The following is a 24,012-nucleotide window of genomic DNA, read 5'->3' on the forward strand; positions in this document are numbered from 1 at the left end:
ATGTCCGACCTCGAACCCGAACAGAACACTCCCGCCGGCGACTCCGACGCGGCTCCGCCGGAGCGCCGGAATCCGGCACTCATCGCCACGGCGGTGGCGCTCCCGGTGGCCCTGGTCATCGGCATCGTCGTCGCCGCCGTGTTCGCCGGACGCAATCCGGTGAAGGAACCCGTGTCTCTGGGCCCGGTGCCCGCGCCGGCGTCCGGTTCGGCGGAGTGCGCCACCCTGATGGCCGGTCTCCCCGATGCCCTGGGCGACTACACGAGAGCAGAACTCACCGAACCGGCCCCGGAGGCGACCGCCGCGTGGCAGCCCGCCGAGGGTGAACCACTCGTGTTGCGGTGCGGACTGGATCGTCCCGCGGAGTTCGATCAGGCCTCGCCGCTCCAGGTGATCGACGGAGTCCAGTGGTTCGAGATCTCGGGTGAGAGCGCCGGCATCGATGCGAGCAGCTGGTTCGCCGTCGACCGTGGCGTGTACGTCGGACTGACGGTCCCGACCGGGGTGGGCCCGACGCCGCTCCAGGACATTTCCGGTGCGGTGTCGCAGGCGTTGCCGCAGAAGCCCCTCGATCCGGCGCCCGTCGCGAATCCGTGATCGCCGGACCGCCGCTCCTCTAGCGCAGGCCGATGCCGCGCGCGAGGGCCGTGTCGACGAGGGTCGAGACGAGGGTGCCGTAGTCGACACCGACCGCACCCCACATGCGCGGGTACATCGAGATCGACGTGAATCCCGGCATCGTGTTGATCTCGTTGATCACGGGACCTTCCTCGGTCACGAAGAAGTCGACGCGGGCGAGGCCTTGGCAGTCGAGCGCCGCGAATGCGCGCACCGCGAGTGCACGGATCTCCTCGCTGACCGATTCGTCGAGTTTCGCGGGCACATCGAATTCGCACACGTCGTCGAGGTATTTGCTGTCGAAGTCGTAGAACGTCTCGTCGTCGGCGGACGCTTCCGGCATCCGGATCTCTGCGATGACGCTGGCCCGGACCTCACCGTCCGGGAATTCGAGGACTCCGCACTCGACCTCGCGGCCGGTGATACCCGATTCGACGATCACCTTCGGGTCGTGCAGCCGGGCGTGGGCGATGGCGTCGTCGAGCGCGGCCCAGTCGGCCACCCGGGTGATACCGATGGACGATCCGCCGCGGGCCGGCTTCACGAATACCGGGAGGTGCAGGCGGGACTTCTGCTCGTCGGTCAGTGTGACGGTTCCGGGACGCAGGACCACCTGGAACCCGATGGGCAGGCCTTCCGCGGCGAGCAGCTTCTTCGTGAACTCCTTGTCCATGCCCGCGGCGCTCGCCAGCACGCCGGGACCGACGTACGGGACACCGGCGAGTTCGAGCAGGCCCTGGATGGTGCCGTCCTCGCCGTAGGCGCCGTGGAGGACAGGGAAGACGACGTCGACCGAGGCCAGGATCTTTCCTGCCTCGCCGTCGTCGAGGGCGACGAGGTCACCGGAACGGGTGGGGTCGGCGGTGAGTGCGAGTGCGGACCCGTCGGAGTCGACGCTGGGCAGGGCCCGGCCGCGAATGGACAGTGTCTCGGGGTCGGTCGAGCCGAGGACCCACGAGCCCTCGGTGGTGATGCCGATCGGCACCACCTCGTACCGTTCCGGGTCGAGGTTCCTCAGGACGCTGCCGGCCGACACACAGGACACGGAATGTTCGTTGCTGCGGCCACCGAAGATGACGGCTACCCGGGTACGCGGTTTACTCACGACACAAACCGTACCGTCGCCGTGACCCGCTCACCGAACCCACCTCTCCTCGCATTTCCTTCGCCGACCTCACGACACACCGGTCCCCGCAGCCTCACAGTGCGGACAGCGCCCGCTCGAGATCGGCCACGACGTCGTCGGTGTCCTCGATTCCACACGAGATCCGCACGAACCCGTCGGGTACGGGGTCGCCCCACCGCGCCCGGCGGTCGGCGCTGGTGTGGATGCCGCCGAAGCTCGTCGCCGGCACGAGGAGCTCACTGGCTGCCACGAGCTGATGGAACTGCGCGGCGGTATCCAGCTCGAAGCTCACGAGCCCACCGAATCGACGCATCTGACCGGAGGCGACGGCGTACGCGGGATCACCGGGAAGACCCGGGTACCGCACGCGGTGGGCGGCCGGGTGCGACTCGAGCAGGCCTGCGACAGCCAGGGCGTTGGCGCACTGACGCTCGAAACGCAGACCCGCCGTTCCGAGGCTCCGGTGGGCGAGCCACGTCTCGAACGGCCCCAGCACCGTTCCGGACAGCGCCCGCTCGCGCTCCATCCCGGCCAGGAAATCCGCATCCGATGCGGCGATGTAACCCATGAGGAGGTCGCTGTGACCACTCAAAGCCTTTGTGCCGCTGGCAACTACCACGTCAGCGCCCAGCGCGAGCGGTTGCTGGCCGAGCGGGGTGGCGGTCGTGTTGTCCACCACGAGAACGGCGCCGGCGATCGCGCACTGCTCCGACACCGCGCGCAGGTCCACCACGTCGAGAGACGGGTTGGACGGGGTCTCCGCCACCACGACCGTCGTCCCCTCGGCGGAGGCGAGCAGCGCGGCGGCGGTCTCGCCGGCCATGTCGGCCGTCTTCAATTCGTGCACGGTGATGCCCATCGGCTCCAGCCGCTCGCGGGCGTACGCGCGCACCTGGTAGTAGCCGTCGGACGGAACGACCACGGTGTCGCCTGCGGTGAGCAGGCTCCTCAGCACGACGGTGACCGCCGACATCCCGGAGCCGACGACGAGCGCGCCCGCGGCGCCCTCGAGCGTCGCCAGCGCCGACTCGAGGTCGCGCCAGCCCGGATTGGAAGCCCGGGCATAGGTGTCGGATTCGGTTCCCTCATCTGCGCTCAGTTGATACGGAGCCGCGAAAACCGGCCCCCGCTGCATCGGCGATCCGGGAATATGTTCTGCTGCAACCGCTTTGACGCAGCGGGTGGAATCACCACTCACGAGTTCACTCCGGCTTCGTACGGCGGCCGAGCAACTGGCCGATCGCGTCCTGCACCGCGAGACCCTCATGGCACACCCGGTGCACGGCATCGGTGAGCGGCATCTCGACGTCGTAACTGGCCGCGAGAGCCCGCACCGAGGAGCACGATTTGACGCCCTCCGCGACCTGGCCGTGGGTGGCAGCCTGGGCGCTCTCGATCGAACCGCCCTGACCGAGACGCTCTCCGAACGACCGATTCCGCGACAGCGGTGACGTGCAGGTGGCAACCAGATCGCCCACTCCGGCGAGGCCCGCGAGGGTGGCGGGCTTCGCACCGAGCGCGACTCCCAGCCGGATGATCTCGGCGAGACCGCGAGTGATGATGCTGGCGATCGTGTTCTCTCCCAGACCGATTCCCGACGCCATCCCGCACGCGAGCGCGATCACGTTCTTGCAGGCGCCGCCGATCTCGCAACCGATGACGTCCGAGTTCGTGTACGGGCGGAAGTATCCGGTGGCCGACGCCTTCTGCAGTGCGAGCGCCCGCGTCGAATCCGTGCACGCGACGACCGTGGCCGCCGGCTGACCGATCGCGATCTCCCGGGCCAGGTTGGGCCCGGACAGCACGGCGACGCGCCCCGGGTCGGCGCCGGTGACCTGAATGATCACCTGGCTCATCCGCATGAGGGTGCCCGTCTCGATTCCCTTGGCGAGACTGAGCATGGTCGCGTCCTCGGGAATCATCGGACTCCAGACCTGCAGGTTGTCGCGCAGAGACTGCGACGGCACCGCGAGGACGACGATGTCGGCGCCGTCGAGGGCCGCCCGGGCGTCGTCGGTGGCGGTCAACGACGGAGGCAGGGCGATGCCCGGCAGGTAGTCCGCGTTCTCGTGCCGCGTGACGATCGACTCGGCGACCTCACCGCGTCGCGCCCACATGGTGACGTCGGTCCCGGCGTCGGCCAGAACCTTCGCAAAAGCCGTCCCCCATGAACCCGCTCCCAGTACCGCAGCCTTGCTCACACAGCCCCCTCGTCGTTCGTTTCCCGATACATCGCCCACAGTATTGCCGATGCCGAGGTCGGGCGCTGCCCCGCTACCAAACCTCACTTGCCGCTCGACCGGGGAGCGGGCGCTCGGAGCACCACTGCGCGCGGACTGGCAAGATATCGGCATGAGCACAGCGACCCGATCCGTGGCGCCGCGCGCCCACGTACTCGTCGCCGTGAAGGAACTTCACGCAGCCAAGACGCGACTGTCGGGTGTCTTCGACACGGCCGACCGCACCGGTCTGGTGCTGTCGATGCTCCGCGACACCCTGTCGGTGGTCCGCGACGTCGCAACCGTCGTGGGTGTCACCGTCGTCACGCCGGACCCCGCGGTGGCCCGGCTCGCGCGCAGCGTCGGCGCGCACGTCTACGCCGATCCCGCCCCCGTCGCCGCGGAGAACCGGGAGGACGAGGCCGGGACCGAGCACAGTCTCAACGCGGCACTGTCGGCGGCGGCCGAGCACGTCCGCCGCAACGAGCGCGGAGTGGATGTCGTCGCCCTGCAGGCAGATCTTCCGTCCCTGCGCGGAGGTGAATTCCGCGAAGCACTCGCGGCGGCGAGAACCGGTGGCAGGTCGGTGGTCGTCGACCACCACGGCACCGGAACCGCGGCGCTGTTCTCCTGTGATCCGGCAGTTCCGCTCGATCCCCGGTTCGGGCCGGGTTCGGCGAAGCGGCATCTCGAGTCGGGGGCGCGCCGCCTCGACGGGCACTGGCCGGGACTGCGGACCGACGTCGACACCGCCGACGACCTCGACGCCGCGCAGGCTCTCGGCGTCGGACCTGCGACGCGAGCGGCACTCGACGCTCTCGCCCACACCACTCCCTCGCGCTGCGGAAACGAATAGGCTCCGGGCGCCGAGTGAATTTGCGCCATCGATTGTCCGTGGCCGAATTCTCGAGGGATGATCGTGGGGTGAGTAATCGTGAAGCACTCGACCAGCAGACCGACGTCGACCGTAGGGACGGCAGGAACGGAACCCGCGAGGGCACCATCACACCGAACCCCACGAGCGTTCCGATGGCTCCCCCTGCTGCGACCAGTGCACTCACCAGCGCCCTGATCGACGGGCTCCCCGAAGATCGTTACCTGAACCGCGAACTCAGCTGGCTCGATTTCAACGCCCGGGTTCTCGCCCTCGCCGAGGACACGTCGCTCCCGTTGCTCGAGCGCGCGAAATTCCTCGCCATCTTCGCGTCCAATCTGGACGAGTTCTTCATGGTCCGGGTCGCGGGGCTCAAGCGTCGCGACGAGACCGGACTGTCCGTGCGGTCCGCCGACGGCCTCTCCCCGCGCGAACAGCTCTCGCTGATCGCGACCCGGACGCAAGAGATCTCGGAGAAGGCCGCGCGGGTGTTCCTCGACTCCGTCCTTCCGGCGCTTGCCGCCGAAGGGATCTCCATCATCGGGTGGGCCGATCTCACCGACGACGACCGTGAGCGCCTGTCCGTGCATTTCCAGGACCAGATCTTCCCGGTCCTCACTCCCCTCGCCGTCGACCACGCCCACCCGTTCCCCTATATCAGCGGCCTGAGCCTCAACCTCGCGGTGACGGTGAAGGATGCGGTGACGGGCGGCGAACACTTTGCGAGGGTCAAGGTTCCGGACAACGTGGGACGGTTCGTCCGAGTCCGCCGCAACGAGACTCCGTCCTCCATCGACGCGTTCCTGCCGTTGGAAGATCTGATCTCCGCTCACCTCGACATGCTCTTCCCGGGCATGGAGATCGTGGAGCACCACGCGTTCCGGATCACGCGCAACGCCGATTTCGAGGTCGAGGAGGATCGCGACGAAGATCTCCTGCAGGCGCTCGAGCGTGAGCTGGCGCGCCGCCGCTTCGGTTCTCCGGTGCGGCTCGAGGTCGCGGACGACATGACCGAGCACATGCTCGAACTGCTGCTGCGCGAACTCGACGTCGATCCCGGCGACGTCATCCAGGTTCCCGGCCTGCTGGATCTGTCGTGCCTCTGGCAGGTGTACGCCGTCGACCGCCCGGCACTCAAGGACGCGCCGTTCGTTCCGGCAACGCACCCCGCGTTCGGCGAGCGCGAGACTCCCAAGAGCGTCTTCTCCACCCTGCGCGATGGCGACGTCCTGGTCCACCACCCGTACGACTCGTTCTCCACGAGCGTCCAGCGCTTCATCGAACAGGCCGCCGCCGACCCCCAGGTGCTGGCGATCAAGCAGACCCTGTACCGCACCTCGGGTGACTCCCCCATCGTCGACGCGCTGGTCGCCGCAGCGGAGGCGGGCAAACAGGTTGTGGCACTGGTCGAGATCAAGGCGCGATTCGACGAGCAGGCCAACATCAAGTGGGCCCGCAAGCTCGAACACGCGGGCGTACACGTGGTGTACGGACTCGTCGGGCTCAAGACCCACTGCAAGACGTGCCTCGTCGTTCGTCGCGAAGGCTCCACCATCCGGCGTTACTGCCACATCGGAACCGGCAACTACAACCCGAAGACCGCCCGGCTGTACGAAGACATCGGACTGCTCACCGCGGCGCCCGAGATCGGCGCCGACCTCACGGACCTGTTCAATTCCCTCACCGGTTATTCGCGGAAGACGCAGTACCGCAACCTCCTCGTCGCGCCCTACGGTGTGCGCCGGGGAATCGTCGAGCGGATCGACGCCGAGGTGGCGCACCAGTTGCGGGGTGACGAGGCCGGAATCCGACTCAAGGCCAATGCGTTGGTCGACGAACAGGTCATCGACGCGCTCTACCGCGCATCCAAGGCCGGTGTGCGCGTCGAGATCGTCGTCCGCAGCATCTGCGCTCTCAAACCCGGGGTTCCCGACCTGAGCGAGAACATCCACGTCCGGTCCGTCCTCGGGCGGTTCCTCGAGCATTCCCGCGTGTTCCACTTCCGCGGCGCGGACGAATACTGGATCGGCAGCGCCGACATGATGCACCGCAACCTCGACCGCCGCGTCGAGGTCATGGCGCAGGTGAAAGATCCTCGCCTCACTGCTCAAATCGGCGAGATCCTCGATTCGGCGCTCGACCCCTCCACGCGGTGCTGGGCTCTCGGACCCGACGGCCGGTGGGTTCCGTCGCCGGCGCACGGCGAGGACGTCCGCGACCATCAGGAGGCCATGATGCGCAAGCGAATGGGCACCGGATCCTGATCGCGCGAATCCGCGGCAGAAGGAAGGAACTCGGTGAGCAGTTCACCCGGCAAACCGGTCAAAGCCAATATCTTCGCCGCCGGAGCAGTGCTGTGGCGAAAGTCTCCCGATAATCCCGACGAGATCGAGATCGCGCTCATTCACCGGCCCAAATACGAGGACTGGTCATTTCCCAAGGGAAAACTCGACCCCGGCGAGACCGCTGTCGTGGCCGCATTGCGGGAAGTGGAAGAGGAGACGGGTATCCGCGGGCGCCTCGGGAGGCACCTCGGCGCTTTGACGTATCCGATACCGGGGCATCGCCGTTTGAAACGAGTGGAGTACTGGGCGGCCGAGGTCCGCGACGGTGAATTCGCTGCCAACAGCGAAGTGGACGAAATGCGGTGGCTTCCCGTATCCGAGGTAGCCGACGCACTGTCGTATCCCATGGATCGCAAGATGCTCCGCCGATTCACGGCTCAGCCGCCCGACACGGCAACAGTTCTTCTGGTGCGGCATGCGAAGGCCGGAAGCCGGAAACGCTACAAGGGTGACGACACCACCCGCCCCTTGGATGCGAACGGCCGGCTCCAGGCCGACGCGCTCATCGCACAACTCGACGCCTTCGGAGCCACCGACATCACGTCCGCCGATCGGACGCGGTGCACGCAGACGGTCGAACCGCTGGCCCGCGCCCTGGACACGACCGTCCGGTTGGATCCGCTGCTGACCGAGGAGAGCTACACCGCCGACCCGGCGGCCACCCGCACCCGGGTCCGCAAGATCGCTGCTCTCGGCGGAGTTCAGGTGATCTGCAGTCAGGGCGGCGTCATTCCCGATCTGCTCGAGTGGTGGGCGGAGAACGACGGCGTCGCCCTTCCCCCGGCACGGAACAGAAAAGCGAGCACCTGGGTGCTGTCGCTGTCCGGCGGCAAACTCATCGCCGCCGACCACATCGACAGTCCCCTACCCCCGTCGCGCAAGGACTGAGCGCCTACACAGACAGGCGCCGACCCCAGGGGTCGGCGCCTGTCTGTGTTCAAGCAGTCCTGCGTGCGCTGGTATTACTTGGCACGCTTCGCGGGAGCCTTCTTTGCCGCGGTCTTCTTGGCTGCAGTCTTGGCCGGAGCCTTCTTGGCTGCAGTCTTCTTGGCGACGGTCTTGGCCGGAGCCACCTTCTTCGCCACGGTCTTCTTCGCTGCCGTGGTCTTGGCCGGAGCCTTCTTGGCTGCAGTCTTCTTGGCGACGGTCTTGGCCGGAGCCACCTTCTTCGCCACGGTCTTCTTCGCTGCCGTGGTCTTGGCCGGAGCCTTCTTCGCCACGGTCTTCTTCGCTGCCGCAGTCTTGGCGGGAGCCGCCTTCTTGGCTGCGGTCTTCTTCGCCGCCGTCTTCTTGGCTGCGGCCTTCTTCGCGGCGGCCTTGGTGGCGGGCGCCGCTGCGCCGCGCTTGACCGCCGGACCGGTGGCCGGAAGCTTCTGGCCGCCAGCGATAACCGCCTTGAACTGAGCGCCCGGACGGAACGCCGGCACCGACGTCGGCTTGACCTTCACGGTCTCACCCGTGCGCGGGTTACGTGCGACACGTGCCGCACGACGACGCTGCTCGAAGACACCGAAACCGGTGATGGTCACGCTGTCGCCGCGGTGCACCGCGCGGACGATCGTGTCCACGACATGCTCGACAGCTTCTGTTGCCGTGCGCCTGTCCGTCCCCAGTTTCTCGGTCAGAACATCGATGAGCTCTGCCTTATTCATTGAAATTCCTCCGCGAACTAATGGCCCATCATCGGACCGACTACGAACTACGGTAAACCTGAATACCGCAGGAGTCTATGTGCCACGCCAATTCTCATACAACGCGGCACCATTCTCAGGAACTTATTATCTCGGAGACAGGGCTCCGATTCCAACTTTCAGTCGGCCGAAGTGGGCTCCGGAAGAGTCGCAGGTTTCCAAGAAGGCCTTGACTTTTCGAACTCGGAAATGGCTTCTACCTGCCGTAATGTCAATCCGATGTCGTCCAGACCCTCGATCAGACGCCACCTCGTGTAGTCATCAATATCAAAGGGCACCACGGTGGTTCCGGCGGTCACGGTCTTGTTCTCGAGGTCCACGATCAATTCGAGACCGGGTTGCTCGTCGAGCAACTTCCAGAGCAGTTCGACGTCGGGCTGGGCCACCTGGGCGGCGAGCAGACCGGCCTTGCCGGAGTTGCCCCGGAAGATGTCCGCGAAGCGAGACGCGATCACGACCCGAAATCCGAAGTCGGATAGCGCCCACACGGCGTGCTCCCGGGAGGAGCCCGTGCCGAAGTCGGGGCCCGCCACCAGAACGCTCCCCTTGTCGTACGGCGCGACGTTCAGAACGAAGTTCGGATCGTTGCGCCATGCGGCGAACAGACCGTCCTCGAAACCGGTGCGGGTCACTCGTTTCAGATAGACCGCCGGGATGATCTGGTCCGTGTCCACGTTGGATCGCCGCAGCGGGACGCCGATACCTTTGTGTGTGCTAAAGGATTCCATCGAAAAATCTCCTAAATTCCTTGAGTCCTAGGCCAGATCTGCCGGCGCGGACAGCGTTCCCCGGACCGCGGTCGCGGCGGCGACGAGCGGCGAAACCAGGTGAGTGCGGCCGCCCTTGCCCTGACGTCCCTCGAAATTGCGGTTGGACGTGGAGGCCGAACGCTCGCCGGGCGCGAGCTGATCCGGGTTCATGCCGAGGCACATCGAGCATCCCGCCTGCCGCCATTCGGCGCCCGCAGCGATGAAGATCTCGCCCAGACCCTCCTTTTCGGCCTGCGCGCGCACACGCATCGAGCCCGGCACGACGAGCATCCGGACCCCGTCGGCGACGTGGCGGCCGCGCAGCACATCGGCCACTGCCCGCAGATCCTCGATCCGGCCGTTGGTGCACGAACCCACGAAAACTGTGTCGATCGCCACCTCACGCAACGGAGTTCCGGCCTCGAGACCCATGTAAGTCAACGCCTTCTCGGCGGCGTGGCGTTCGCTCTCGTCGACGATCTCGGCCGGATTCGGCACCGTCTCGCCCAGCGGCAGTCCCTGCCCCGGGTTGGTGCCCCAGGTCACGAACGGCGTGAGGGCGCTCGCGTCGATGTGGACCTCGTTGTCGAAAACCGCACCCTCATCGGTCTTCAACTGCTCCCACGCCGCCACCGCGGCGTCCCAGTCGGCGCCCTTCGGGGCGTGCGGGCGCCCCTTGATGAATTCGTAGGTGATCTCGTCCGGGGCGATCATCCCGGCCCGCGCGCCCGCCTCGATGGACATGTTGCAGATGGTCATCCGCGCTTCCATCGACATCGTGCGGATCGCTTCGCCGCGGTACTCCAGGACATATCCCTGACCTCCGCCCGTTCCGATCTTGGCGATGACGGCCAGAATGAGATCTTTGCTCGTCACGCCGTCGGGCAATTCGCCGTCGACGGTGATCGCCATCGTCCGGAAGGGACGCAACGACAACGTCTGCGTCGCCATGACGTGTTCGACCTCACTGGTGCCGATACCCATCGCGAGCGCGCCGAAGGCGCCGTGTGTGGACGTGTGGCTGTCGCCACAGACCACCGTCATGCCGGGCTGGGTGAGACCCAGCTGCGGGCCGACGACGTGGACGATGCCCTGATCGATGTCGCCCATCGGGTGCAGCCGGACACCGAATTCCTCACAGTTACGCCGCAGCGTGTCCACCTGAGTCTTGGAGACGGGGTCGGCGATCGGCTTGTCGATGTCGACGGTGGGGACGTTGTGGTCTTCGGTGGCGATCGTCAGGTCGGGCCGGCGCAGCGGACGCCCGGCGAGCCGAAGTCCGTCGAATGCCTGCGGACTCGTCACTTCGTGAACGAGATGCAGATCGATGTAGATGAGGTCGGGGTTGTCTCCCTCACCCCGGACCACGACGTGGTCGTCCCACACCTTCTCTGCCAGGGTGCGTGCTTTCTCGGCCATCTTCTCCACCTCTGTGTGTCCTCTCGCACCGCGGGCTTCGGGCTGGTCCGCTGTGCGCCTGATGTCGCTACCCTCTCCTCGGACACGCACTCGCCTGAGACGAAGGTGCGCTATGATCCCAATATGCGAGAATGTGGTATCGACCTATGAGACAGCATAGCGGCATCGGAGTCCTTGACAAAGCGGTGGGCGTGCTCCATGCCGTGGCCGAGAAGCCCTGCAGCCTCACCGAACTGTGTTCGCGTACCGGACTCCCCCGCGCCACCGCCCACCGGCTGGCCGTCGGGCTCGAGGTCCACCGCCTTCTGACCCGGGATTCCGACGGATTGTGGTGCCCCGGTCCCGGGCTCGCCGAACTGGCTGCGACGGCCAACGATCCGCTCGTCTCGGCGGCCGCCCTGGTGCTGCCACGACTGCGCGAGATCACCGGTGAGAGCGTGCAGCTGTACCGGCGGGAAGGCACGCAACGCATCTGCGTGGCGGCGATGGAACCACCCACCGGCCTTCGCGACACCGTTCTCGTCGGGGCGCGCCTGCCGATGAGTGCCGGTTCGGGCGCCAAGGTCCTTCTCGCCTGGGCCGACCCGCAAACGCAGCGGACGGTTCTCCCCGACGCGGCGTTCGGCGAACGCGTCCTCCTCGAGGTCCGCCGGCGCGGCTGGGCCCAGAGCGCCGCCGAGCGCGAACCCGGCGTCGCCAGTGTCGCCGCCCCCGTGCGGGACTCCTCCGGTGCTGTCATCGCAGCGATCTCGGTATCCGGGCCCATCGACAGAATGGGCAGGCGCCCCGGCGCCCGGTGGGCCGCCGATCTGCTCGCCGCCGCGGAGGCGTTGCACAAAAGACTCTGATCACGCGCGACCGACGTTCACTGCGACAGGAGAAGCCGATGGGGAAGAACCAACGCTCACAGATCACGTTGACGGATTCGGAGATCTCCGAATTCGTGGATCGGAGCCGGATCGCCACGCTCGCAACGGTGGCAGCGGACGGCAGACCCCACCTGGTCGCCATGTGGTACGCCGTGATCGACGGCGAGATCTGGTTCGAGACCAAGACCAAATCGCAGAAGGCGGTCAACCTGCGCCGCGACGACCGGGTCACCGTCCTGATCGAGGACGGCGACACCTACGACACCCTGCGCGGGATTTCGGTGGAGGGCCGGGCGGAGATCGTGGAGGACCCGGACGCGATGTTCGCGGTCGGGGTCAGCGTGTGGGAGCGCTACACCGGGACTTACACCGACGAACTCCGCCCCGCCATCGACCAACTCCTGCACAAGCGGGTGGTCGTGCGGATCGTTCCCGAGCGCATCAGGAGCTGGGACCACGCAAAGCTCGGCCTCCCCGCCATGCCGGTGGGCGGGACCACGGCCGCATACCTGGAGGCGGCCGACCGCCGCGCCTGATTACGCGCCAGAGAAAAAACGGGAGCATTCTCGGTGTCCTCGGCGTAGCTTCACAGAGTGAACCGACTACCGAGGGAGTTCACCATGACTGACGCCAGTAACGAGGACACGAAAAAGAAATTCCGCGAAGCACTCGAACGGAAGAATCATCAGGCCGGGCTGTCCACCGATCACAAGGACGGGCATTCCAAGGCACACGACGCCCACGGGCCCGCCGACCACAAACGCGAATTCCGCCGTAAGACCGGATAAACGACATATCATCCGGATAAAAAGAAACACCCTCCAAATTCTGTGGAGGGTGTTTCTCTTTGTAGCCCCGACGGGATTCGAACCCGCGCTACCGCCTTGAGAGGGCGGCGTCCTAGGCCGCTAGACGACGGGGCCAGGAACTTTGTCTTGCTTTGGAAGCTCGGCAAGCATAGCTTCCAGAAGTTCGGAGTCAAAATCGGCCGAACTTCCGCTGGGGTACCAGGACTCGAACCTAGAATGGCGGTACCAGAAACCGCTGTGTTGCCGATTACACCATACCCCAATGGCCGTTCTCGAACCGCTGAGCTTCTGGGCTCTGCGGTCCGCCTCGGGCCGTAGAAGAGATTACCAGCCTACTGCCGGGATTTACCAAATCGTATGGTCAGAGACTGTTTTTGCACCCTCCTCGGCCCGAGGGCGGCGCCTAACCAGCGATGCCGGCCCGCGCTGAGCGCAGCCGGGACAGCGAGAGGTCGCGCCCGAGCAGTTCCATCGATTCGTAGAGCGGTGGGCTGATGTGCGAGCCCGTGAGGGCCACCCGGACCGGAGCGAATGCCTTACGCGGCTTGAGGCCCAGTTCGTCCACGAGAGCGGTCTTGAGGGCCCCTTCCAGTGACGCCGCGTCCCACACGTCGACCGCGTCCACCGACGCGATGGCGGCGTCGAGAACCGGCGCGGCGTCGGCCCCGAGGTTCTTGGCCGCAGCGGCCGGATCGATCGAGAAGTCGGCTTGGTCGACGAACAGGAACTTCAGCAGATCCCAGGCGTCGGACAGCACCACGATCCGCGTCTGGACCAGTTCCGCAGCGGTCGCGAAGACGGACTCGTCCACCGTCTCACCGAGATGACCGTGGACCGTGAGGAAGGCCCGGAGGCGCGCCGCGAAATCTGCGGGCTCGAGCAGCCGGATGTGCTCGGCGTTGATCGCGTCGGCTTTTTTCTGGTCGAACCGCGCCGGATTGGAATTGACCTTGGAGATATCGAAGGCCGCCACCATCTCGTCCAGCGAGAACACGTCGTGGTCGTCGGAAATGCCCCAGCCGAGCAGCGCCAGGTAATTCAGCAAACCCTCGGGAACGAAACCGCGGTCGCGGTGGATGAAGAGGTTCGACTCGGGGTCGCGCTTCGACAGCTTCTTGTTGCCCTGTCCCATGACGAACGGAAGGTGCCCGAACTGCGGCGTGAAATCGGCCACGCCGATCCGCTGCATCGCCTCGTAGAGGGCGAGCTGACGGGGCGTCGACGACAGCAGGTCCTCGCCGCGCAGGACGTGTGTGATCTTCATCAACGCGTCGTCGACGGGGTTGACCAACGTGTAGAGCGGAATGCCGTTTCCGCGGGTGAGCGCGAAGTCGGGCACGGTTCCCGCCTTGAACGTCGTCTCGCCGCGCACGAGGTCGACCCACGTCAGGTCGTGATCCGGCATGCGGAGCCGCACGACCGGCTTGCGTCCCTCGTCGAGGAACGCCTGCCGCTGCTCCGGCGTCAGGTCCCGATCGAAGTTGTCGTAACCCAGCTTGGGATCGCGGCCGGCCGACTTGTGCCGCTCCTCGACCTCCTCGGGCGTCGAGAACGACTCGTATGCCTCGCCGGCCGCGAGCAGTTTCGCGACGACGTCCAGGTGCAGGTCGCGCCGCTGGGACTGACGGTAGGGCTCGTACGGTCCCCCGACCTCCGGGCCCTCGTCCCAGTTCAGTCCGAGCCAGCGCAGCGCGTCCAGGATCGCCTGATACGACTCCTCACTGTCACGGGCAGCATCGGTGTCCTCGATGCGGAACACGAACGACCCGCCGTTGTGTCGGGCGAACGCCCAGTTGAACAGGGCGGTTCGGACGAGCCCGACGTGCGGGGTTCCGGTGGGAGACGGACAGAAACGGACGCGAACTTCGCTTGTGGTCATGGCTCACTTGGGTCGACGCTGGGAAAACGGACTCCTACAGGCTAGTCCGCTCCCGATCTCGACACGAGAGCCGTCAACGCTTGGCGGTCACCGGGTTGGTGAGGGTGCCGATGCCACCGATGGTCACGCTCACACTCTGGCCGTCGACGATCGGACCGACGCCCTCCGGCGTCCCCGTGAGGATGACGTCGCCCGGGAGCAGCGTCATGACGGCCGACACCCACTCGATGATCTTCGGAATGTCGTGCAGCAGAAGCGAAGTGTTGCTGCGCTGCTTCACTTCGCCGTCCACCTCGGTGGTGATGTCGACGTCGGATGCGTCGAGCCGGGTCTCGATCCACGGCCCGAGCGGGCAGAACGTGTCGTGGCCCTTCGCCCTCGTCCACTGCCCGTCGTGGCGCTGGTGGTCGCGGGCCGACACGTCGTTGGCTGCCGTGTATCCGAGCACGACGTCGAGCGCCTTGGCTGCGGGCACGTCCTTGCAGGGGCGTCCGATGACGACCGCCAGTTCACCTTCGTAATGAACCTCGTTGGAGGACTTCGGCAGGACGATCGCGGCGTCGGGGCCCACGATCGAGGTATTGGGCTTGAGGAAGATCACAGGGTCGGCCGGCGCCTCTCCCCCCATCTCGGCGGCGTGCGCGGCGTAGTTCTTTCCGATGGCCACGACCTTGCTGGCGAGGATCGGGGCCAGCAGTCGCACATCGGCGAGCGGCCAACTCCGGCCGGTGAAAGTGGGAGTGCCGAAGGGGTGCTCGGCGATCTCCTTCGCGATTCGGGACTCCCCGTCTCCCTCGATACTGACGAACGCAACACCATCGGGACTTGCCACTCGACCAAGACGCATGGGGCCGAGTCTATCGGCCCGGCGTCACCGACGTTCCGGGACGCCGGAGGACGGGAGGTATAGACTCCGAACGTTCGCCAATATATGAGAAGTCAATCCTAGATACTGAGATGACATGACTGCATCGATCGACACGCCGTCCTCCGTCGGAACTGCCCGCAGATGGTGGATGCTCGCACTCGGGATGTTCGCCCAGGCCGCACAGGCGGTCTTCGTCAACGGCGTCGCCTTCCTGATCCCCGAACTACAGGCGAATCACGGGCTCAGCCTCGCCCGTACCGGACTCCTCGTCGCCGCACCCACCCTCGGAGTGATGCTGACGCTGATCGCGTGGGGCGCACTCGCGGACCGCTACGGCGAACGCACGGTGCTGGCGGCTGGAATGGCGACGACGGCAGCGGCGGGGCTGGGCGCGGCACTGTCCGGATCACTCACGGCCACCGCGGTCTTCCTGCTGCTCGGCGGCATGGCGGCGGCTTCCGCGAACGCCGCGAGCGGACGAGTCGTCGTCGGATGGTTCCCGCCCGAACGCCGCGGACTGGCGATGGGAATCCGGCAGATGTCACTGCCCCTCGGCATCGCGTGCGCAGCATTGACGCTTCCCGGCGTCGCGCACGATCACGGCATCGGCTGGGCGCTCGCCCTCCCCGCCGCCCTCTGTGCGAGTGCCGCACTGGCCTGCGCCGTCTGGGTCGTCGATCCGCCCCGGCCCAGTCGCAGCGCCGCTGCGGATCTCGGCATGCTCGCCAACCCTTATCGCGACGGTCGCACGCTGTGGCGTATCCACGCCGTCTCGGTCCTGCTCGTCGTGCCCCAGTACACGGTGTGGACCTACGCGCTGGTGTGGTTGATCTCCGAAAGGCATTGGGAAGCAACGGCAGCAGGGCTGATCGTGACGCTCGCCCAGATCTGCGGCGCGCTCGGCAGGATGGGAGTCGGGTTCTGGTCCGACGTGGTCGGCAGTCGCATGCGTCCCCTCCGCTGGGTCGCCGTCGCCGGCGGACTGTCGATGGCAGCGCTCGCCGTGACGGACTCGGTAGATTCGCCGCTGGCGATCGTGGCGTTGCTCGCGGCGTCCGTCGCGACCGTGGCACCGAACGGCCTCGCCTTCACCGCCGTCGCCGAGATCGCCGGACCGTTCTGGGGCGGACGCGCACTCGGGGTCCAGAACACCGGGCAGTTCGTCGCGGCCTCGATCGTCCCCCCGGCATTCGGCGCCCTGATCGGAATCGTCGGCTTCCCGGTGACTTTCGCCATAGCCGCAGCGTTTCCCGCGGCCTCGATACCACTGATCCCCGTGGCCCGGTCCGAAGACCGGTCCACGGGGATCGAGGACGAGAGGGTCGAATCGCGGACTTAGAGGGCCGCAGCGATCCGGTCGCCGACCTCCGACGTCACGACCTTCGACTCCCCCCGGGAAGCCAGATCGGCTTCGACGGCAGCCTCGATGCGCGCCGCATCGCCGTCCCGGCCGAGATGCCGCAAGAGCAGCGCCGCGGACAGGATCGCCGCCGTGGGATCCGCGATCCCCTGGCCGGCGATGTCCGGGGCGCTGCCGTGCACCGGTTCGAACATCGACGGGTTCGTGCCCGAGGCGTCGATGTTTCCCGACGCCGCCAGTCCGATGCCGCCCGTGACCGCACCGGCGAGGTCGGTGATGATGTCGCCGAACAGGTTGTCGGTGACGATCACGTCGAAGCGCGACGGGTCGGTGACCATGTAGATGGTGGCCGCGTCGATGTGGCAGTAGGCCGTCTCCACGTCCGGGTACTCGGCCGACACCGTCTCCACGGCGCGCGTCCAGATCGCACCGGCGTTGGAGAGGACGTTCGTCTTGTGGATCAGGGTGACGTGCTTCCGCCGGGTCTGTGCCAGCGCGAACGCGTAGCGCACCACCCGCTCGGCACCGAACCACGTGTTGATCGACACCTCGGTCGCGATCTCGTGCGGCGTGCCGACTCGGATCGCACCACCGTTACCGGTGTACGGGCCCTCGGTGCCCTCGCGCACGACGACGAAGTCGATGTCGGGCTGCGCCGCGAGCGGCGATTTCGTGCCCGGATACAGCTGCGACGGACGCAGATTCACGTGGTGGTCCAACGCGAACCGCATGTTCAGCAGCAGTCCCCGTTCGAGCACTCCCGGAGTCACCGACGGGTCGCCGATGGCGCCCAGCAGGATCGCGTCGTGCTCGCGGATCGCCGCGAGATCCGCGTCCGGGAGCAGCTCCCCCGTCGCGTTGTATCGACGGGCACCGAGGTCGTACTCGGTGGTCTCGAGATCGGGGACGAGTTTCCGCAGCACCTTCAGCGCCTCGGCGGTGACCTCGACACCGATGCCGTCACCCGGAATGACCGCAAGCTTCATGAACGCCTCACTTCACATAGAGCTGTGCGCGTGTCACGACGTCGGGGTCGTGACACGCGCACAGTGGGGATTAGGCCAGGTTGACGAGCTCGATCTTGGTGGCGCCGACGGCGGTGGAGATCGCGTCCCGCACCTCGCTCGGCACCTCGCGGTCGACGCGGAGGAGGATGGTGGCACCCTCGCCCTCGGCGTCCTGGCTGAGCTGCGCGGCCTGGATGTCGATGCCGGCGTTGCCGAGCTGCGTGCCGATCTTGCCCAGCGCGCCGGGCTGATCGGTGTAGTTGACCACCAGGTTGAGACCCTCTGCGCGCAGTTCGAAGTTGCGGCCGTTGATGTTGACGATCTTCTCGACCTGCTGCGGGCCGGTCAGGGTGCCCGACACGTTGATGACACTGCCGTCACCGAACACGGCACGCAGGTCGACGACACTGCGGTGGTTGGGGCTCTCGGCCGCCTTGGTGACCTCGGCCGTCACGCCACGCTCTTCGGCGAGTGCGGGAGCGTTGACGAACGTGACCGCGTCCTCGATGACGGCGGAGAACACGCCGCGCAGAGCCGACAGGGCCAGCACCTCGACGTCCTCGGAGGCGAGCTCGCCGCGCACGTCGACCGAGAGGTTGACGGGCAGTTCACCCGACAGCGCACCGATGAGCACACCCTGCTTGCGGACGATCTCGAGCCACGGGGCAACTTCCTCGCCCACGGCGCCACCGGACACGTTGACGGCGTCGGGAACGAAATCGCCTGCGAGAGCGAGCAGTACGGACTTCGCGACGTCGGTTCCGGCGCGGTCCTGCGCTTCACTCGTGGACGCACCGAGGTGCGGCGTCACGACGACCTCGGGCAGGTCGAACAGCGGGCTGTCGGTGCAGGGTTCGGTCTCGAACACGTCGAGGCCCGCGGCGCGGACGTGACCCGACTTGATGGCCTCGGCCAGAGCGGCCTCGTCGATCAGACCGCCACGGGCGGCATTGACGATGACGACGCCCTTCTTGGTCTTCGCCAGGTTCTCCGTGCCCAGCAGCCCCTTCGTCTCTGGAGTCTTGGGGAGGTGCACGGAAATGAGGTCTGCGCGCTCCAGCAGTTCGTCGAGGGTGACGAGCTCGATGCCGAGCTGCGCGGCACGGGCGGCCGACACGTAGGGGTCGTACGCGATGACGTGGGTCTCGAACGCGGCGAGACGCTGCGCGAACAGCTGGCCGATGCGGCCGAGGCCGACGACACCGACGGTCTTGCCGAAGATCTCCACACCGTTGAACTTGCTGCGCTTCCACTCGCGGTCGCGCAGGGTGGCGTCGGCCGCGGGGATCTGGCGGGCCGTGGCGAGCATCAGCGCGACGGCGTGCTCGGCGGCCGTGTGGATGTTGGACGTCGGGGCGTTGACGACCATGACACCGCGCTCGGTGGCGGCGGGCACGTCGACGTTGTCGAGGCCGACGCCGGCGCGGGCGACGATCTTGAGCTTGGTTCCGGCCGCCAGGACCTCGGCGTCGACGGTGGTGGCGGAACGGACGAGGATCGCGTCGGCCTCGGGCACGGCCGCGAGCAGGGCCGGGCGATCAGGTCCGTCGACCCAACGCACCTCCACACCGTCGCCCAATGCCTCGACGGTGGACGGCGCGAGCTTGTCGGCGATCAGAACTACAGGACGGCCTGGCTGGCTCACGTGCAAACTCCCTGAATAGGTGGGTGTGGGGGTGTTGAAACCACACACAGCTTAGTCCGCCCTCACAGGGAAACCGCATCCTGGTCTGCGATACCACATACTGGACGCCTGCAACAACGGAATCGGACACGAAGCAACACCGGCCCAATGTCACATCGGGGGCCTCTGACGAGACCGATGCGACATCGGGCCGGTGCTGCGGTGGAACCGTAAAGCAATGAAACCTAGGCGGTTTCGGTGATCGGGCGATCGACCCAGCTCATCAGGTCGCGCAGCTTCTTGCCGGTGACCTCGATCGGGTGCTCGGCGTTGGCCTTGCGCAGGCCCTCGAGCTCGGTGTTGCCGTTCTCGACGTTGGCGACGAGACGGCGGGTGAACTCACCCGACTGGATGTCGGCCAGGATCGCCTTCATGCGCTCCTTGGTGCCGGCGTCGATGACCCGCGGGCCGGACAGGTAGCCACCGAACTCCGCGGTGTCGGACACCGAGTAGTTCATGCGGGCGATGCCACCCTCGTACATGAGGTCGACGATGAGCTTGAGCTCGTGCAGCACCTCGAAGTACGCCATCTCGGGGGCGTAGCCGGCCTCGACCATGACCTCGAAACCGGTCTTGACCAGTTCCTCGGTGCCACCGCACAGCACGGCCTGCTCGCCGAAGAGGTCCGTCTCGGTCTCTTCCTTGAACGTGGTCTTGATGACGCCGGCGCGGGTGCCTCCGATGCCCTTGGCGTAGGACAGCGCGAGGGCCTGGCCCTCACCCTTCGGGTCCTGGTCGATCGCGATGAGCGCGGGAACACCCTTGCCGTCGACGAACTGACGACGCACCAGGTGGCCGGGGCCCTTGGGGGCGACCATGCCGACGGTGACGAACTCCGGAGCCTTGATCAGGTCGAAGTGGATGTTGAGGCCGTGTCCGAAGAACAGCGCGTCGCCGTCCTTCAGGTTCGGCTCGATGTCATTGGTGAAGATCGACGCCTGCGCGGTGTCGGGTGCCAGCACCATGATCACGTCGGCCCACTCGGAGACCTCGGCGGGGGTGCCGACGGTCAGGCCCTGCTCCTCGGCCTTGGCGCGGGACTTCGAGCCCTCCTTGAGGCCGATGCGCACATCGACGCCCGAATCGCGCAGGCTCAGCGAGTGCGCGTGGCCCTGGCTTCCGTACCCGATCACAGCGACCTTACGGCCCTGGATGATCGACAGATCGGCATCGTCGTCGTAGAACATCTCGACTGCCACAGTTCAACCTCTTTCTTGGAATGTGCGTAACTAAAGTACTAGCGAGTGGCCGTGATGGACTTCGGCCCCCGTCCCACGGCCACGACCCCGGACTGCACGATCTCCCGGATGCCGTACGGATCGAGCATCCGCAGCAGCGCATCCAGCTTGGATCGCGTTCCAGTCGCCTCGATCGTGACCGACTCCGGGGAGACGTCGATCACCTTGGCGCGGAACAGATTCACCGTCTCGATCACCTGCGTGCGCACGCTGGCGTCGGCTCGCACCTTGATGAGCACCAACTCGCGGGCGACGGAGGCCTCACCGTCCTGCTCGACGATCTTGATGACGTTGATGAGCTTGTTGAGCTGCTTGGTCACCTGCTCGAGCGGGAATTCGTCGACGGTCACGACGATGGTCATGCGTGAGATCTCCGGAAGCTCGGTACCACCGACGGCGAGCGACTCGATGTTGAACCCACGACGGGAGAACAGCGCGGCCACCCTGGCCAGCACGCCCGGCTTGTCCTCGACGAGAACACTGAGGGTGTGGCTGGTGCTCACTGATCTTCCTCCCCGGCCGCTGCGGCCGTGCCCGAACGCTGCTCGCGCTCCATGGCCTCGTGAATGACGGCCGGCTCGGCAGCCGCCTCGTCGTCGTCGAACAGCGGACGGATGCCCCGCGCCGCCATGATCTCGTCGTTGCTCGTACCCGCGGCGACCATCGGCCACACCTGGGCGTCGGCGCCGACGATGAAGTCGATCACCACCGGCTTGTCGTTGATGGCCTGAGCCTCACGGATCGCAGCCTCGACGTCCTCTTCGCGCTCGACGCGAATGCCGTGGCAGCCCAACGCCTCCGCGAGCTTGACGAAGTCGGGGATGCGGATCGCACCGTGCGTGCCGAGGTTGGTGTTGGAGTAGCGCTGGTCGTAGAACAGCGTCTGCCACTGACGCACCATGCCGAGGTTTCCGTTGTTGATGAGCGCAACCTTGATCGGGATACCCTCGAGCGCGCAGGTGGCGAGTTCCTGATTGGTCATCTGGAAGCAGCCGTCACCGTCGATGGCCCACACCTCGGTGTCGGGCATACCCATCTTGGCGCCCATCGCGGCGGGCACGGCGTAGCCCATCGTGCCGAGACCGCCCGAGTTCAGCCACGTGCGCGGCTTCTCGTAGTTGACGAACTGCGCGGCCCACATCTGGTGCTGCCCGACGCCGGCGCAGTAGATCGCGTCGGGACCGGCGAGCTTGCCGACCGCCTGGATCACGAACTCCGGGGACAGCGCGCCGTCGGAGGGACGGTCGTAGCTGAGCGGGTACGTGCGACGGATTCCGTCGAGGTACGCCCACCACTCGGTGAGGTCCAGCGTGGTTCCGGTGGCCAGGTCGGCCTTGATCGCCTCGATCAGTTCGACGATGACCTCTTTGCAGTCGCCCACGATCGGGACGTCCGCGTACCGGTTCTTGCCGATCTCCGCCGGGTCGATGTCGGCGTGGATGACCTTGGCGTCGGGGGCGAACGAATCGAGCTGACCGGTGACGCGGTCGTCGAAGCGCGCGCCGAGGGTGATCAGCAGGTCGCTACGCTGCAGCGCCGCCACCGCCGCGACCGTGCCGTGCATGCCGGGCATGCCGCAGTTCAGCGTGTGACTGTCCGGGAATGCGCCGCGCGCCATGAGGGTGGTGACCACCGGAATGCCGGTGAGCTCGGCCAGTTCCAGCAGTTCCGGAGACGATTCCGACTTGATCACGCCGCCACCGACGTAGAGCACCGGGTGCTTCGCGTCGGCGATCAGACGAGCGGCCTCGCGGACCTGCTTGCCGTGCGGCTTGGTGACGGGACGGTATCCGGGCAGTCGCATCTCCGGCGGCCACGAGAACGTCGTCTGCGCCTGGAGAACGTCCTTCGGGATGTCGACGAGCACCGCGCCGGGTCGACCACTGGACGCGAGGTAGAAGGCTTCCGCGATGATCCGGGGAATGTCGACGCCGTCGGTGATGAGAAAGTTGTGCTTGGTGATCGGCATCGTGATGCCGGAGATGTCGGCTTCCTGGAACGCGTCGGTCCCGATGAGCGCCCGGCCGACCTGGCCGGTGATCGCCACGACCGGAACGGAGTCCATCTGGGCGTCGGCGAGCGGAGTCACGAGGTTGGTGGCACCCGGGCCCGACGTCGCCATGCAGACGCCGACCTTGCCGGTCGCCTGGGCGTAACCGGTGGCGGCGTGGCCTGCTCCCTGCTCGTGACGGACGAGCACGTGCCGGACCTTCTTCGAGTCGAAGAGCGGGTCGTAGACAGGGAGAACGGCACCACCCGGAATGCCGAATACCGTGTCGACCTCGAGCTCCTCGAGGGCTCGGACCACGGACTGGGCGCCACTGACCCGCTCGGGGGCGAGTTGGCGGCGGCTACCGGTCTGCGTCGCGGCTGCCGCGGTCGTCGGGCTTGCTGCCCCCGACTTGCGCGGCGTGGGTTGAGGCCGTGCGGTTGGTGCGCTCACTGGGAAATCCTCTGATTCTGGCTCCGGGCAACAAAAAACCCCCGTCAGCGAATGCTGTACGAGGGTGGCGCGTCGTTATCTGGCGAGTTGAAGGAATCGACTCAGGCGACGACGCGCCGGCCGATTACGAGCAACTCATTCTGTTTCACGCGCTCGACGGTAGGCGCGCTAATGGTGAACAGTCAACTTGGTGAGTCGGCCGTCCCAGAATATGAGATACATCGGCTGCGGTGCGAAGATGTAGAGGTGTCAACTTCGCAGCAGCCCGTGCCACCAGAATCATCATCCCACACGACGAACCCACCCAAGCAGGTCATCCGGATTTCTCCTTTGGCCTACCTGGGATGCGCCTTCCTCCTGTTCGCCGTGTCGTTCCCCATCTTCGGCTGGCCCGCCGCCTTCGGCTGGCTCGTGATCGCCCCGATCGTCGCGGTGGCCTGGGTCGCACGGGTGCGCACCACGGTCACCTCCGACGGGCTCGAAGTGCGCCGGCTGTTCGGCAGCCGATCGCTGGACTGGTCCGAGATCACGGGATTCCGCTTCCCCAAGCGCGGCTGGGCCCGGGCAACGTTGGCGGACGGCGGCGAGGTCACCCTTCCCGTGGTCACGTTCGACCGGCTCCCCGATATCGCCGAGGCGAGCGGCGGCCGGATCACCGACCCCTACGCAGCAGCCGCCGCAGCGGAGGAAGCGGGCCACCACGCCGCGACCGAAGCGAACGGCGAGCGCCCGGCGAAGAACCGGCCGGACACAGACGGGGAATAGTGCGCGAGTAGCGTTTGTCAGTACTTCCGTACGCTGACTAAGGAATACG

General features: G+C 66.7%; 22 protein-coding genes and 2 tRNA genes. 9 read left to right on the forward strand and 15 right to left on the reverse strand.

The window, feature by feature from the left end; all coding sequences use genetic code 11:
- A complete protein-coding gene (locus RJ1_RS06480) occupies window positions 1-597 on the forward strand; it encodes a DUF3515 domain-containing protein (protein WP_073359153.1) in 597 nt (198 codons plus the stop codon).
- A 19-nt stretch (window positions 598-616) separates the two neighbouring features.
- Here the strand turns inward: RJ1_RS06480 and RJ1_RS06485 are convergent, their stop codons facing one another.
- The 3 genes from RJ1_RS06485 to RJ1_RS06495 all read right to left on the reverse strand — a co-directional run bounded on the left by RJ1_RS06485 (window position 617) and on the right by RJ1_RS06495 (window position 3,945).
- Window positions 617-1,723 (reverse strand): D-alanine--D-alanine ligase family protein, encoded by a 1,107-nt coding sequence (locus tag RJ1_RS06485; RefSeq protein WP_073359154.1) that lies wholly within the window; start codon window positions 1,721-1,723, stop codon window positions 617-619.
- 94 nt (window positions 1,724-1,817) lie between these two features.
- Window positions 1,818-2,942 carry a cystathionine gamma-lyase gene (locus RJ1_RS06490; RefSeq protein ID WP_073359155.1) on the reverse strand — a complete coding sequence of 375 codons (1,125 nt, stop codon included), beginning with the start codon at window positions 2,940-2,942 and terminating at the stop codon, window positions 1,818-1,820.
- Window positions 2,943-2,946: 4 nt separating this feature from the next.
- Window positions 2,947-3,945 (reverse strand): NAD(P)H-dependent glycerol-3-phosphate dehydrogenase, encoded by a 999-nt coding sequence (locus RJ1_RS06495; RefSeq protein ID WP_073359156.1) that lies wholly within the window; start codon window positions 3,943-3,945, stop codon window positions 2,947-2,949.
- Window positions 3,946-4,117: 172 nt separating this feature from the next.
- Between RJ1_RS06495 and cofC the strand changes: the two genes are divergently transcribed.
- From cofC to RJ1_RS06510, 3 genes are all read left to right on the forward strand, one after another.
- The gene (cofC, locus tag RJ1_RS06500) at window positions 4,118-4,819 is read left to right on the forward strand and encodes a 2-phospho-L-lactate guanylyltransferase (RefSeq protein WP_417716682.1); all 702 of its coding nucleotides are present in this window, start codon (window positions 4,118-4,120) and stop codon (window positions 4,817-4,819) included.
- A 68-nt stretch (window positions 4,820-4,887) separates the two neighbouring features.
- Window positions 4,888-7,101 carry an RNA degradosome polyphosphate kinase gene (locus RJ1_RS06505; protein WP_073359158.1) on the forward strand — a complete coding sequence of 738 codons (2,214 nt, stop codon included), beginning with the start codon at window positions 4,888-4,890 and terminating at the stop codon, window positions 7,099-7,101.
- Window positions 7,102-7,134: 33 nt separating this feature from the next.
- A complete protein-coding gene (locus RJ1_RS06510; RefSeq protein WP_073359159.1) occupies window positions 7,135-8,070 on the forward strand; it encodes an NUDIX hydrolase in 936 nt (311 codons plus the stop codon).
- Window positions 8,071-8,144: 74 nt separating this feature from the next.
- Here RJ1_RS06510 and RJ1_RS06515 read toward each other — a convergent pair whose 3' ends face one another.
- The 3 genes from RJ1_RS06515 to leuC all read right to left on the reverse strand — a co-directional run bounded on the left by RJ1_RS06515 (window position 8,145) and on the right by leuC (window position 11,050).
- Window positions 8,145-8,834, reverse strand: a complete 690-nt coding sequence (locus RJ1_RS06515; RefSeq protein WP_073359160.1) for an HU family DNA-binding protein — start codon at window positions 8,832-8,834, stop codon at window positions 8,145-8,147.
- Window positions 8,835-8,992: 158 nt separating this feature from the next.
- On the reverse strand, window positions 8,993-9,601 hold the full coding sequence (gene leuD / locus RJ1_RS06520) for a 3-isopropylmalate dehydratase small subunit (protein WP_073359161.1): 609 nt from the start codon (window positions 9,599-9,601) through the stop codon (window positions 8,993-8,995).
- Window positions 9,602-9,628: 27 nt separating this feature from the next.
- Window positions 9,629-11,050 carry a 3-isopropylmalate dehydratase large subunit gene (gene leuC / locus RJ1_RS06525; protein ID WP_073359162.1) on the reverse strand — a complete coding sequence of 474 codons (1,422 nt, stop codon included), beginning with the start codon at window positions 11,048-11,050 and terminating at the stop codon, window positions 9,629-9,631.
- 137 nt (window positions 11,051-11,187) lie between these two features.
- On the opposite strand from leuC, the gene RJ1_RS06530 reads away from it, so the two are divergent.
- From RJ1_RS06530 to RJ1_RS46675, 3 genes are all read left to right on the forward strand, one after another.
- Complete coding sequence (locus RJ1_RS06530; protein WP_073359163.1) at window positions 11,188-11,889, forward strand: IclR family transcriptional regulator; 702 nt, start codon at window positions 11,188-11,190, stop codon at window positions 11,887-11,889.
- A gap of 38 nt (window positions 11,890-11,927) precedes the next feature.
- Window positions 11,928-12,446, forward strand: a complete 519-nt coding sequence (locus tag RJ1_RS06535; RefSeq protein ID WP_073359164.1) for a pyridoxamine 5'-phosphate oxidase family protein — start codon at window positions 11,928-11,930, stop codon at window positions 12,444-12,446.
- A gap of 84 nt (window positions 12,447-12,530) precedes the next feature.
- On the forward strand, window positions 12,531-12,698 hold the full coding sequence (locus RJ1_RS46675) for a DUF5302 domain-containing protein (RefSeq protein ID WP_162850380.1): 168 nt from the start codon (window positions 12,531-12,533) through the stop codon (window positions 12,696-12,698).
- Window positions 12,699-12,760: 62 nt separating this feature from the next.
- Here the strand turns inward: RJ1_RS46675 and RJ1_RS06540 are convergent.
- The 4 genes from RJ1_RS06540 to RJ1_RS06555 all read right to left on the reverse strand — a co-directional run bounded on the left by RJ1_RS06540 (window position 12,761) and on the right by RJ1_RS06555 (window position 15,445).
- A tRNA-Glu gene (locus RJ1_RS06540) sits at window positions 12,761-12,833 on the reverse strand.
- Between the two features lie 76 nt (window positions 12,834-12,909).
- Window positions 12,910-12,981, reverse strand: a tRNA-Gln gene (locus RJ1_RS06545).
- A 141-nt stretch (window positions 12,982-13,122) separates the two neighbouring features.
- Window positions 13,123-14,598 (reverse strand): glutamate--tRNA ligase, encoded by a 1,476-nt coding sequence (gltX, locus tag RJ1_RS06550; protein WP_073359165.1) that lies wholly within the window; start codon window positions 14,596-14,598, stop codon window positions 13,123-13,125.
- A 73-nt stretch (window positions 14,599-14,671) separates the two neighbouring features.
- Window positions 14,672-15,445 (reverse strand): fumarylacetoacetate hydrolase family protein, encoded by a 774-nt coding sequence (locus RJ1_RS06555; RefSeq protein WP_073359166.1) that lies wholly within the window; start codon window positions 15,443-15,445, stop codon window positions 14,672-14,674.
- A 115-nt stretch (window positions 15,446-15,560) separates the two neighbouring features.
- Between RJ1_RS06555 and RJ1_RS06560 the strand changes: the two genes are divergently transcribed.
- Window positions 15,561-16,805: an MFS transporter gene (locus RJ1_RS06560; RefSeq protein ID WP_073359167.1), complete on the forward strand. Its 1,245-nt coding sequence runs from the start codon at window positions 15,561-15,563 to the stop codon at window positions 16,803-16,805.
- On the opposite strand, the gene RJ1_RS06565 is transcribed toward RJ1_RS06560, so the two are convergent.
- The 5 genes from RJ1_RS06565 to RJ1_RS06585 form a co-directional block, all read right to left on the reverse strand.
- Complete coding sequence (locus tag RJ1_RS06565) at window positions 16,802-17,812, reverse strand: 3-isopropylmalate dehydrogenase (RefSeq protein WP_073359168.1); 1,011 nt, start codon at window positions 17,810-17,812, stop codon at window positions 16,802-16,804. The genes RJ1_RS06560 and RJ1_RS06565 overlap by 4 nt on opposite strands.
- Before the next feature lie 70 nt (window positions 17,813-17,882).
- A complete protein-coding gene (serA, locus tag RJ1_RS06570; RefSeq protein ID WP_005240386.1) occupies window positions 17,883-19,478 on the reverse strand; it encodes a phosphoglycerate dehydrogenase in 1,596 nt (531 codons plus the stop codon).
- Window positions 19,479-19,702: 224 nt separating this feature from the next.
- On the reverse strand, window positions 19,703-20,704 hold the full coding sequence (gene ilvC, locus RJ1_RS06575) for a ketol-acid reductoisomerase (protein ID WP_061700158.1): 1,002 nt from the start codon (window positions 20,702-20,704) through the stop codon (window positions 19,703-19,705).
- Window positions 20,705-20,754: 50 nt separating this feature from the next.
- Window positions 20,755-21,258, reverse strand: a complete 504-nt coding sequence (gene ilvN, locus RJ1_RS06580; protein ID WP_005240383.1) for an acetolactate synthase small subunit — start codon at window positions 21,256-21,258, stop codon at window positions 20,755-20,757.
- On the reverse strand, window positions 21,255-23,198 hold the full coding sequence (locus tag RJ1_RS06585; RefSeq protein ID WP_073359169.1) for an acetolactate synthase large subunit: 1,944 nt from the start codon (window positions 23,196-23,198) through the stop codon (window positions 21,255-21,257). The genes ilvN and RJ1_RS06585 overlap by 4 nt, the downstream gene beginning before the upstream one ends.
- A 267-nt stretch (window positions 23,199-23,465) precedes the next feature.
- On the opposite strand from RJ1_RS06585, the gene RJ1_RS06590 reads away from it, so the two are divergent.
- The gene (locus tag RJ1_RS06590) at window positions 23,466-23,963 is read left to right on the forward strand and encodes a PH domain-containing protein (RefSeq protein WP_073359170.1); all 498 of its coding nucleotides are present in this window, start codon (window positions 23,466-23,468) and stop codon (window positions 23,961-23,963) included.
- Window positions 23,964-24,012 lie beyond the last annotated feature (49 nt).

The sequence above is a fragment of the Rhodococcus jostii NBRC 16295 genome (assembly GCF_001894825.1).
In the GTDB taxonomy this organism is placed as follows: Bacteria; Actinomycetota; Actinomycetes; order Mycobacteriales; family Mycobacteriaceae; genus Rhodococcus_F; species Rhodococcus_F jostii.

Excerpts from the sequence above, each read along its gene's own strand:
- ilvC (WP_061700158.1), bottom strand. The coding sequence starts at position 20,704 with ATGTTCTACGACGACGATGCCGATCTGTCGATCATCCAGGGCCGTAAG.
- RJ1_RS46675 (WP_162850380.1), top strand. The coding sequence starts at position 12,531 with ATGACTGACGCCAGTAACGAGGACACGAAAAAGAAATTCCGCGAAGCA.
- leuD (WP_073359161.1), bottom strand. The coding sequence starts at position 9,601 with ATGGAATCCTTTAGCACACACAAAGGTATCGGCGTCCCGCTGCGGCGA.
- gltX (WP_073359165.1), bottom strand. The coding sequence starts at position 14,598 with ATGACCACAAGCGAAGTTCGCGTCCGTTTCTGTCCGTCTCCCACCGGA.
- RJ1_RS06535 (WP_073359164.1), top strand. The coding sequence starts at position 11,928 with ATGGGGAAGAACCAACGCTCACAGATCACGTTGACGGATTCGGAGATC.
- RJ1_RS06560 (WP_073359167.1), top strand. The coding sequence starts at position 15,561 with ATGACTGCATCGATCGACACGCCGTCCTCCGTCGGAACTGCCCGCAGA.
- RJ1_RS06530 (WP_073359163.1), top strand. The coding sequence starts at position 11,188 with ATGAGACAGCATAGCGGCATCGGAGTCCTTGACAAAGCGGTGGGCGTG.
- RJ1_RS06555 (WP_073359166.1), bottom strand. The coding sequence starts at position 15,445 with ATGCGTCTTGGTCGAGTGGCAAGTCCCGATGGTGTTGCGTTCGTCAGT.
- RJ1_RS06480 (WP_073359153.1), top strand. The coding sequence starts at position 1 with ATGTCCGACCTCGAACCCGAACAGAACACTCCCGCCGGCGACTCCGAC.
- RJ1_RS06515 (WP_073359160.1), bottom strand. The coding sequence starts at position 8,834 with ATGAATAAGGCAGAGCTCATCGATGTTCTGACCGAGAAACTGGGGACG.
- RJ1_RS06565 (WP_073359168.1), bottom strand. The coding sequence starts at position 17,812 with ATGAAGCTTGCGGTCATTCCGGGTGACGGCATCGGTGTCGAGGTCACC.